Source organism: Streptomyces cahuitamycinicus, from assembly GCF_002891435.1.
Taxonomy (GTDB): Bacteria; Actinomycetota; Actinomycetes; order Streptomycetales; family Streptomycetaceae; genus Streptomyces; species Streptomyces cahuitamycinicus.
In genome coordinates, this window is sequence record NZ_POUC01000452.1 from 1 (window position 1) to 6,140 (window position 6,140).

Below are 6,140 nucleotides of genomic sequence, written 5' to 3' on the forward strand. Positions count from 1 at the left end.
GCCTCGAAGTACTTGACGGCCTTCGGGGTCAGCGCGATGCCGAGGGCACGCGACTTCTTGACCTTGGGGCGGGGCTGGTTCGCCACTGTCTTCTTCTCTTTCCTGGTTTCCGGCTTGTCAGGGTTGAGGGAGGTCGCATCCGCAGCCGGGGAAACCCGCCTGGGACCCTTTCGGGCCCGGGTGGGCAGCCGCTCCCCTGGTCTGGGCACATACGTGCAGCACGCGAGTGGCCCACCGACCGGTTCCGTCGTGCGACGGTGGTGGTGGGCTGCCCGCGACACCGTTCGACGGTGCGCGACGCTCCTGGAACCGGTCCGGGGACCGGCTCCGGCCGACTGTCCCGTTCTGACTGCACGGGGCGCGGCACTCCGGACGAGTTTACAGGGTGCTCAGGACCGCTTTCGACCGAGGTTCTTCCGGGTCCACTCCACCGCGTCCGCGTAGCGGGCTTCCGCACCGTGCCGGGTCGGCGCGTAGTACTCGCGGTCCTTCAGTTCGTCGGGGGCGTACTGCTGGGCGGCGATGCCCTCGTGCAGGTCGTGCGGGTAGACGTAGCCCTGGCCGTGGCCGAGCTTGGTGGCGCCCTTGTAGTGGCTGTCGCGCAGGTGCGCCGGGACGGGCCCGGCCAGGCCTTTGCGGACGTCCTCCAGGGCGGCGCCGATCGCGGTGGTCGCGGCGTTGGACTTGGGTGCCAGGGCGAGGGCGATGGTGGCGTGGCTGAGGGTGAGGGCGGCCTCGGGGAAGCCGATCATGGCGACGGCCTGGGCGGCGGCGACGGCCGTCTGCAGGGCGGTCGGGTCGGCCAGGCCGATGTCCTCGCTTGCGGAGATCATCAGGCGGCGGGCGATGAAGCGGGGGTCCTCGCCGGCCTCGATCATGCGGGCCAGGTAGTGCAGGGCCGCGTCGACGTCGGAGCCGCGAATGGACTTGATCAGGGCACTGGCCACGTCGTAGTGCTGGTCGCCGTCCCGGTCGTACTTGACGGCGGCCCGGTCGACCGTCTCCTCCAGGGTGGTCAGGCCGATCTCGGCCTCGCCCTTGTCGAGGGCGGCTCCGGCGGCCGCCTCCAGGGCGGTCAGGGCACGGCGGGCGTCTCCGCCGGCGATACGCAGGAGGTGACTCTCGGTCTCCTCGGGGAGGGTGACGGCGCTCTTGAGTCCCCGCTCGTCGGTGAGGGCGCGACGGATGAGGCTCCTGATGTCCTCGTCCGTGAGCGGTTCCAGGGTGAGAAGCAGGGAGCGGGACAGCAGGGGCGAGATCACCGAGAAGTACGGGTTCTCCGTCGTCGCCGCGATGAGCGTCACCCAGCGGTTCTCGACGGCCGGGAGCAGGGAGTCCTGCTGGGCCTTGCTGAAGCGGTGGATCTCGTCGAGGAAGAGGACGGTCTCCTTGCCGTACCCGCCGGAGGCGCGGCGGGCGCCGTCGATGACCGCGCGGACCTCCTTGACGCCCGCGGTGATCGCCGACAGCTCCACGAAGCGGGCGTCGGTGGCCTTGGAGACGACGTACGCCAGGGTGGTCTTGCCGGTGCCGGGCGGGCCCCACAGGAGCACCGAGGAGGAGCCGGCCGGGCCGGATGCCTCCCCGACCAGTCTGCGCAGGGGTGAGCCCGGCTTCAGCAGATGCTGCTGGCCCACGACCTCGTCGAGGGTGCGCGGGCGCATCCGCACCGCCAGGGGGCTGGAGGACGGATCCTTCTCCTGGCGCTCATCGGCTGCGGCGGTGAACAGGTCGGGTTCCACGTCAGAAACCCTAAATCACGGCACTGACAGTCCGCCCCGGGGCTGGAACGGCCCCGTTCAGCTGAGCCAGAAGTCCCACCAGCGGGTCAGGACCAGCATGCCGATGATGCCGATGTGCAGCACGGGCATGACCCATGTGAACTCGCCGAAGAAGCTCTTGAGCCAGCTCGGGGCGGGCAGGAAGCCCTTGCGGATGTTGAACGACGTCACGTACCAGAACATCAGGATGGTGGCGACCCAGGCCAGGCTGCACCACAGGCAGAGCGCGTTGATCCGGTACAGCGACTGGAACATCAGCCAGGCGCAGAAGCCCACGCCGAAGAGGCAGCCGGCGTTGAAGGTGAGCCAGTACCAGCGCGGGAAGCGGGCGCCGGCGAGCAGGCTGATGCCGACGCCGATGACGACGGCGTAGGCGACGAGGCCGAGCATCGGGTTGGGGAAGCCGAAGACCGCGGCCTGCTTGCTCTCCATGACGCTGCCGCAGGAGACCACGGGGTTGAGGCTGCAGCCGGGCGTGAACGTCGTGCCCGCGACCTTGGCCTCGAGGATCTTGAACTTGTCGAGCGTGATGACCCACGCGGCGAGCAGTCCGGCCCCGCCGGTGATCACCAGCAGCAGGGCCAGGGCCCGGCTGCCGCCCTCCGCGCGGGGCGCGATCTCGGCGCGCTCCGGCTCGGACTCCGTGGAGACGTCCCTGACTGTCGTCTTGCTCATCACGCCGATTCCGTCACTTGAGACCTGAACATCTTCGGGCAGGACCATTGTGCCGCACAGGGGCCCGTGTCCACCGTTCAGTGGACATAAGGATGACCGCCCGGTCGTCCCTGAGGGTTGCGTTCCGGCCGACGCTCGTCGCATGACAGCACAGGGGTACGAACTCGCCGTACACGTAAGGGGACTGCGCAAGCGCTACGGGGGCGTGACCGCCGTGGACGGCATCGATCTCGGCATCCGGCGGGGCGAGGTGTTCGGCCTGCTCGGACCCAACGGCGCGGGTAAGAGCACCACGGTGGAGATCCTTCAGGGCAACCGGGACCGGGACGCGGGCGAGGTGTCCGTCCTCGGGTCGGACCCGGCGACCGGCACGCGCGCGTGGCGCTCGCGCGTCGGGATCGTCTGGCAGGACGAATCGGCGCCCGCCGAGTTGACGGTCCGGGAGACCGTGCGGCACTTCGCCCGCTACTACCCCCGGCCGCGGGACCCGGAGGAGGTCATCGGTCTGGTCGGCCTGGAAGCGAAGGCGGACAGCCGGATCAAGGCGCTGTCGGGCGGCCAGCGCAGGCGTCTGGACGTGGCGCTCGGCGTCATCGGAGGTCCCGACCTGCTGCTCCTGGACGAGCCGACGACCGGCTTCGACCCGGCGGCCCGGCGGCAGTTCTGGTCGCTGATCCGCGCCCTGGCCGACGACGGCACGACCATCGTGCTCACCACGCACTACCTGGAGGAGGCGGAGGCCCTGGTGCACCGGCTGGCCGTCGTCGCCCGTGGCCGGATCGTCGCCGAGGGCGAGCCCGGAGCCCTGCGGGAGCGGTACGGCGACGAGGCCACCGTCGCGTGGACCGAGCCGGACGGCACCCCTCGCGCGGAGCGCACCGGGACACCGACCCGGACCGTCGCGGAGCTCATGCGACGCCCCGGCGGCGAGATCCCCGGGCTGACGGTGAGCCGCCCCACACTGGAGGACGTCTACCTCCGGCTGACCGGACAGTCCGAGGAGGACGCGCGATGACCACGACCGTCGTTCCCAAGCGCGGTGCGGCGGGCGTCGGACGACTGCCCGGGGCATGGGGACTCGGGCTGCGGCGGGGCGCCCTGGAGATCAGGCAGTTCTTCCGGCAGCGCGATCAGGTGGTGTTCACGTTCGCCTTCCCCGTCGTCCTGTTGTTCCTGTTCGCGTCGATCTTCCGGGACGACGTGGAGGGCGCGGGCATCACCGCCTCGCAGCTGTACGTCCCCGCGATGATGGCCGCCGGGATCATGTCGACCAGCTTCCAGGCGCTCGGCATCTCCATCGCGATCGAGCGGCAGGACAAGGTGCTGCGCCGGCTGCGGGGCACACCGATGCCTCCGGCGGCCTACTTCCTCGGCAAGATCTGGCTGGTTCTCTTCACCGGTCTGCTGGAGACGGCGATCCTCCTCCTCGTCGGCACGACCTGCTACGGCGTGGACCTGCCGGCGGACGCGGGACGCTGGTTCGACCTGGCATGGATCTTCGTGCTGGGCATCACGGCCTGCGCTCTGCTCGGCATCGCGATCAGCTCGGTCCCGAACTCCGCCAACAGTGCGAGTTCGGTGGTCGTCCTGCCATTCCTGGTGCTGCAGTTCGTCTCCGGGGTGTACATCGCCATCGGCACCATCCCGGACTGGATGCTGACCGTCGGCGCGCTGTTCCCGCTGAAGTGGATGTGCCAGGGGCTGCGCGGGGTGTTCCTGCCGGAGTCGGCGCAGGTGCTGGAGCAGGCGGGGAGCTGGGAACTCGGGCGCGTGGCTCTGGTGCTGGCCGCGTGGTGCGTCGGAGGATTGGCCCTGTGTCTGCTGACGTTCCGCTGGAAGGACCGGCGCGCCGGATGAGTGATGCCGCGAGCGCCTACCACTGGGAGCGCTCGTTCCGGCTCTGGGACACGTACTTCGCGCTCATCTGGGTGGCGACATCGGTCTCCGTGCTCGCCGCCGATCACTCCGACCCGCCGGTCCGCGCGGTCGCGGCGGCGCTGCTCGTCCCGCTGGTCCCGCTGTACGTGGTGGTCGGTCGTCGGCTGATCCAGGGCGACCCGCCCGACCAGCGGCGGGCGATCGGCTATCTGACGGCTGCGCTGGCGCTTGTCCTGCCGTCGGCGGTCCTGGTGGGCGAGACGCGGCTGCTGGCCTTCGCCCTGATCCCGCAGTGCTTCATGACGCTGCGGTTGCGGTCGGCGCTGGTGGCCGTGGCCGTGGTGAACCTCGTGCCCGTGGCGGGCTGGGCACTGCTGTGGTGGCCCAGTGGCCGGGACGTGGCCTTCAACGTGTTGTTCTCCCTGGTGAGTCTCGTGTTCTCGGTCGCCGTCGGCATCTGGATCATCCGGATCATCGAGCAGAGCCAGGAGAGGGCCGAGCTGATCGCGGAGCTGGACGCGAGCCGGCACGAGATCGGGCGGCTGTCCGAGGCCCACGGGGCGCTGGCCGAGCGGGAGCGGCTGGCCCGGGAGATCCACGACACGCTCGCGCAGGGGTTCACCAGTCTGGTGATGCTGATCCAGGCGGTCGAGGCGGAGCTGGACCACGACCTGCCCGAGGCGCGGCGTCATCTGCGCCTGATGGACGAGACGGCCCGGCAGAACCTGGCCGAGGCCCGGGCCCTGGTCGCCGGGGGTGCGCCCGCCGACCTGGACGGCGCTTCCCTTCCGAACGCGCTGGGACGGCTCGCCGCGCGCCATGACGCGGCGCTGGAGGTGACGGGCCCGGTCCGCATGCTGCCCGCCGGTCCCGAGGTGGTCGCCCTGCGCGCCTGCCAGGAGGCACTGGCCAACGCCCGTAAGCACGCGGGGAGTTCGGCGACGGTCGGGGTCTCGCTGGTGTACGCCGACGCCATGCTGACCGTCTCCGTACGGGACGACGGGCCCGGCTTCGACCCGGCCGCCGTGCGCGGTGGGTACGGTCTGGCGGGGCTGCGGGCCCGGGCCGTCGAGGTGGGCGGAACCGCCGAGGTGCGCAGTGCCCACGGCGACGGCACGGTCGTGACCGTCCGGCTGCCGGTCGTGAGGAGGGAGACGCCGTGATCCGGATCGTCCTGGCCGACGACCATCCCGTCGTGCGGGAGGGGCTGCGGGCGATGCTCAGTGCGGAGTCCGACCTGGAGGTCGTCGCCGACGCGTCCAGCGGGCCGCAGGCGGAGGCGCTGGCGGCCGAGTTTCGGCCCGACATCGTGCTGATGGACCTGCGGATGCCGGGGGGCGGGGGCGTGGACTCCATCGTGCGGATGACGCGGGCCGGGCTGCCGTGCCGGGTGGTCGTGCTGACGACCTACGAGACGGACCGGGACATTCTGCGGGCCGTGGAGGCCGGGGCGGCGGGCTACCTGCTGAAGGACCTGCCGCGGGCGGAGCTGGCGGAGGCCGTGCGGGCCGCCGCACGCGGCGAGACGGTCCTGGCCCCGTCCGTCGCGGCGCGGCTGGTGGACCAGTTGCGGACGAGGCCGGAGCGGCCGCGGCTGTCGGCACGCGAGACAGCGGTGCTGCGCCTGGTGGCCGAGGGCTGCACGAACGCGGAGATCGGGCGTCGGCTGTTCATCGGCGAGTCGACGGTGAAGACGTATCTGCTGCGCGTCTTCGGCAAGTTGGGCGTGGACGACCGGACTGCGGCGGTGACGAGCGCGCTGCGGTACGGGCTCCTGGACCTGTCTCTTATACACATCTCCGAGAC

At 71.0% G+C, this 6,140-nt stretch carries 6 protein-coding genes and 1 pseudogene; 4 read left to right on the forward strand and 3 right to left on the reverse strand.

The genetic code is table 11. The features are described 5' to 3' along the window. From C1J00_RS47330 to C1J00_RS36390, 3 genes and pseudogenes are all read right to left on the reverse strand, one after another. Positions 1–209, reverse strand: a pseudogene (locus C1J00_RS47330) (hypothetical protein); the annotation flags it as partial. A 180-nt stretch (positions 210–389) separates the two neighbouring features. Beyond that, on the reverse strand, positions 390–1,742 hold the full coding sequence (locus tag C1J00_RS36385; RefSeq protein ID WP_102913203.1) for a replication-associated recombination protein A: 1,353 nt from the start codon (positions 1,740–1,742) through the stop codon (positions 390–392). A gap of 57 nt (positions 1,743–1,799) precedes the next feature. Further along, a complete protein-coding gene (locus C1J00_RS36390) occupies positions 1,800–2,456 on the reverse strand; it encodes a vitamin K epoxide reductase family protein (RefSeq protein WP_102913204.1) in 657 nt (218 codons plus the stop codon). Positions 2,457–2,598: 142 nt separating this feature from the next. Between C1J00_RS36390 and C1J00_RS36395 the strand changes: the two genes are divergently transcribed. The 4 genes from C1J00_RS36395 to C1J00_RS48605 all read left to right on the forward strand — a co-directional run. Further along, on the forward strand, positions 2,599–3,471 hold the full coding sequence (locus tag C1J00_RS36395; RefSeq protein WP_102913205.1) for an ABC transporter ATP-binding protein: 873 nt from the start codon (positions 2,599–2,601) through the stop codon (positions 3,469–3,471). After that, a complete protein-coding gene (locus C1J00_RS36400; RefSeq protein ID WP_102913206.1) occupies positions 3,468–4,313 on the forward strand; it encodes an ABC transporter permease in 846 nt (281 codons plus the stop codon). The genes C1J00_RS36395 and C1J00_RS36400 overlap by 4 nt, the downstream gene beginning before the upstream one ends. After that, positions 4,310–5,497: a sensor histidine kinase gene (locus tag C1J00_RS36405; RefSeq protein ID WP_102913207.1), complete on the forward strand. Its 1,188-nt coding sequence runs from the start codon at positions 4,310–4,312 to the stop codon at positions 5,495–5,497. Before C1J00_RS36400 ends, C1J00_RS36405 begins: the two co-directional genes overlap by 4 nt. Further along, positions 5,494–6,140: response regulator (locus tag C1J00_RS48605; protein ID WP_102913208.1), on the forward strand; the 647-nt coding region annotated here is incomplete at its 3' end. The genes C1J00_RS36405 and C1J00_RS48605, both read left to right, overlap by 4 nt.

What these genes read in the sequence shown, in the direction of transcription:
- C1J00_RS36390 (WP_102913204.1), bottom strand. Translation starts at nt 2,456, where the DNA reads ATGAGCAAGACGACAGTCAGGGACGTCTCCACGGAGTCCGAGCCGGAG.
- C1J00_RS36395 (WP_102913205.1), top strand. Translation starts at nt 2,599, where the DNA reads ATGACAGCACAGGGGTACGAACTCGCCGTACACGTAAGGGGACTGCGC.
- C1J00_RS36400 (WP_102913206.1), top strand. Translation starts at nt 3,468, where the DNA reads ATGACCACGACCGTCGTTCCCAAGCGCGGTGCGGCGGGCGTCGGACGA.
- C1J00_RS36405 (WP_102913207.1), top strand. Translation starts at nt 4,310, where the DNA reads ATGAGTGATGCCGCGAGCGCCTACCACTGGGAGCGCTCGTTCCGGCTC.